This window comes from Streptomyces tricolor (assembly GCF_002155905.1).
Lineage (GTDB): Bacteria > Actinomycetota > Actinomycetes > Streptomycetales > Streptomycetaceae > Streptomyces > Streptomyces tricolor.
Genome location: NZ_MUMF01000882.1, coordinates 1 through 3774, shown reverse-complemented (window position 1 = coordinate 3774; position 3774 = coordinate 1). Strand labels below are relative to the sequence as shown.

The following is a 3774-nucleotide window of genomic DNA, read 5'->3' as shown; positions in this document are numbered from 1 at the left end:
GGCGGCGAGCGCGGCGGCCATGGCCGCCGACCGCTCGTCGTGGACGCCGCCCGCGAAGAACAGCTCCAGCCGCCGCGCCGTCTCGTCGGCGTCGTCGGCGTCGGCCAGGAAGTCCTCCAGGACGGCGAGTTGGGCCTCCCAGAGGGGGAAGGAGGCGCGGGGTCCGACATGCCCGCCGCACTCGGCCCCCTCGAACACGAACCTGCGCACGCCCGCGTCCAGGAACTGGCGCAGCAGCCCCGGCGAGGGCACGTGCAGGAAGGTGCGGATCCCGGCCCGCTCCAGCGCCTCGGCCTGGGCGGGCCGGCCGCCCGCGACGATCGCGTGGGTGGGCCGCAGCTCCCGTACGGCGTCCAGCTGGGCGGTGCGGATGTCCTCGGGCGCGAAGCCGAGCACGCCCACGCCCCAGGGCCGGCCGTCCAGCACGGCCCGCGCCTCGGTGAGCATCTCCCGGGTCCGCTCGCCGCCGGCCAGGGCCAGCGCGAGGAAGGGCAACGCCCCGTCCTCGGCCACGGCGGCGGCGAATCCGGCCTGGTCGCTGACCCGTGTCATGGGCCCCTGCGCGACCGGCAGCCGGGTACCCAGCGCCCGGCTCATGGCCGAGCCGGGCCGCAGCGCCCTGGCCGCCGGCAGTGTCGGCGGCACGGCCCCGGCCACCCCCGGCGATGCCGACGCAGCCCCGGCCACCTCGTCCACCGCCCCCGGCGATGTCTGCACGGCCCCGGCCACCTCACGCACCGCCGCCGACAGTCCGCGTACGACCCCGCGCACATCGCGCCACCGCTCCGCGAACCGGGCGGCGAGGAAGCCGTCCTGGCCCACCGGGAGCAGTCGGCCGCGCGGCTCGCGGGCGCCCAGCAGGGCCGCGACCGCTTCGGGGTCGTCGGCGGGCGGCTGCGGCGCGCCCGGGCCGCGTCGCCGCAGGACCCGGTGGCCGCCCAGCAGCACGGTCTCGGAGCCGTCCAGGGACCGCAGTACCGCCCGGACCGCCTCGGGCAGCTCCGACTCGGCCAGCAGGGCGAGTTGGCTGTCGAGGACGACGCCGGTCGCCCCGCCCGCCACGGCTGCCGCGGCCGTGCGCGGGCCGATGCCTCCGCAGGCCCAGACGGGAATACCGCTCAACTCCTCGTCTCCGAGGAGGTGTTGCAACAGGACGAAGGTGCTCAGCTCGCCGACCCGGCCGCCGCTCTCGGCGCCCCGGGCGATCAGCCCCCGTGCGCCGGCACGGACGGCCGCACGGGCCTGCCCGAGGTCGGTCACCTCCGTCAACACGCGTGATTCGGCAGGGAGTTCGTCCGCCGTCCAGGGTGCGTCCGGGGTGAGGACCACGGTGTCGACGGCGGCGCCGAGGTCGGCGGGGGCGAGGGTGCAGCGCCCGGTCACACGGACGCCGAAGGGGCCCGGGGACGCCGTTCTCAGCCGGGACAGCTGCTCGCGGGATCTTCGGTCACCGGTGCCCAGGTCCAGGATGCCGAGCGCGCCGGCCGCGGTGGCGGCGGCGGCCAAGGCGGCGTCGGGCTCTCCGAACGGGGTGAGGCACAGGATCAGGTCGTGGGCACGCACAGGGGAGGTCATGATGCTCCGGCACGATCGGCGGGGACAGCACGGTGGGGGGTATGCGCGGCGAGACACTCTGGTGCGAGGGCCTCGGAAACTAGCGAGGTCATTACTCGCGGGTCAATAACGCCGCAGCCTTTCCCCGTGCGGTGGCGCCGATTCGGCCAGCCCGCCGAATTCCCCGCAAGGGGCGGTAAATCCAGCGATTCGCTGAACGGGCAGGGAGGCGGAGCCGCCCCCGTCGCGCACGCCACACCAGTGCGAACCCGGCAAACCGGCCACCTGGTTCACCCCGCACTCATCCCGGCGCCGCGCGCCGGGACAATCGGCGGCCTTCTGTAAATTCCGGATGACGTCGGCCCGGTGGCTCGAACCGGGCCGACGGGAAACGGCCAGGGCGGCGCAGGGTCCTGCGCCGCCCGGGGGCAGGGGGCCGCCCGTGCGCCGAGCGGCCCCCGCGCACGTCAGCCGAGCACCTCCCGCAGGGCCTGTGCCGCGCTACCGCCCGTGCCGGTGCCGTGCCCGACGGCCGGCGAGGTCAGCGTGCCGACCACCGGCGTCACCCCGTCGCCCACCGGCGTCACCGTGTCGACCACCGGTGCGACGAGGCCACCCGCCTCCCGTTCGGCCCCGGCTCCCCCGGCCGGCCGCTCCGCCTCCGCGGCGCGGATCTGCGCGACAGGCGGCGCGTCCGGCCGCGCGGCGCCCTCGCCGGCACGCCCCGGCTTCCCGCGCGGGGCGCCACCGTCCCCGGTATGCCCGGGAGCCCGCCCGGCACCGGACCCGCCGCGCCCGCCCGGCGCGCCACGCCCCTCGGGCGCACCACGCCCGTCGGACGCACGCCCATCCGGCGCAGCACCCCCCTCGGTCCCGTCACGCTCCTCGGACCCGTCACGCCCCTCGGAGCCACCACGCCCCTCCGGCGCGTCCGGCTCCGCCCGCCCGTCCGGCACCGTGCCGGCACGCGGTCGGCCGCCCACCGCCGCCGGCTCCAGCGCCCACCGGTGTCCGGCCGAGCCGTCGCGTTCCGCGACCCCGACCCGCGCGCCCGCACCACCGGACTCCGGTGCGAGCGCCAGACCGGGGTGCCGGCGCAGCAGGATCTCGCCGCTCACCGTGAAGTCGTACGCCACCTCCCCGGCGGGTACGGCACAGCCCGCCAGCGCGACGCGTTTCGTACCGGGGTCGGCGGCGAGGCACAGGGTGGGGTCGGCGGCACTGCGCAGCAGGCCGTCGTCCTGGTACGACCACTGCTGCGAGACGGCGGCCGAGCAGGGGGCGAGCCGGACCCCGGCGCCCGCCGCGACGCGGTCGCCGCGCACGTCCAGGCAGCGCCCGGAGGACAGCCCCCGCAGGACGCCGTGGGCCACCTCGACGGGTGTGCCCGCGGAGGCGGCGGAGGGCGAGGCGGCGGGGCGGGCGCCGGAGCCGTTCGGCCGTGTGGTGTCTCCGGCGGGGGCGCCCCAGGTGGCTCCGGGAACGGGGACACCGTTGTCATCGGACCAGCTCCTGGCCACGAGGACGGTGGCGAGCAGGGCGAAGGAGGCGAGTCCCACGCCGAGGGCGACGGCCTTGCGGTGGCGGTGCTCCGGCCCCATGCGGTGCCGCCCGCCGGACGCGACAGATGCGGCAGGCGCCGACGAGGGCGGCGGAGGGGGCGGCTCCTCCGCGGGGGCGCCGCGGCCGGGCCGCGCGTCGAGGTAGCGGCGGGCGCCCCAGCCGAGCACCGTCTCGGCGAGCAGCAGGGGCAGGCCGCCGTCGAAGTGGCCGAGCTGTTCGGCGGCGTGCCGGCAGTGGGCGCAGACGGTCAGGTGCCGGCGGACGTCCGGCAGCAGGGCGCCGCCACGGCGGAGGGGGACGTCCAGCAGCCGGTTGTGGAACCGGCATTCCTTGGTGGGCGCGAGTTCGCGGTGGGCGCGGACGCAACCGGCGCGGAATTGCTCGCGCGCCTGCGCCAGGGCGACCGTCGCGGTGGCCGCGTCGATACCGAGCAGACCAGCGGGTATGTTTATGGGTTCGGCTTCGACCTCGGTGTGCCAGAGAAGGCATTGCGAGGCGCTGGGAAGGGCCTGGAATGCGCGGGCGGCGAGCTGCCTGCTTTCCGGTGGTCCGGGCTTTGTGGCGCGCAGCCCGCGACCGCCGGTGGTTTTGCGCAATTCCGACAGGGCGATGCAGGCCGTCTCGTCCGCGGCCCAGGCGCGGACGAGACGGCCTGCA

The 3774-nt window shown here is 77.2% G+C and carries 2 protein-coding genes; both read right to left on the bottom strand.

Annotated features, from left to right (window positions below; translation table 11 throughout):
• Positions 1 to 1575 (bottom strand): nitronate monooxygenase (locus tag CCN44_RS41090; protein ID WP_208639939.1); only part of this gene is annotated, 1575 nt, incomplete at its 3' end.
• Positions 1576 to 2021: 446 nt separating this feature from the next.
• A partial coding sequence (locus CCN44_RS41085) for an RICIN domain-containing protein (RefSeq protein ID WP_244204058.1) occupies positions 2022 to 3774 on the bottom strand: 1753 nt, incomplete at its 5' end.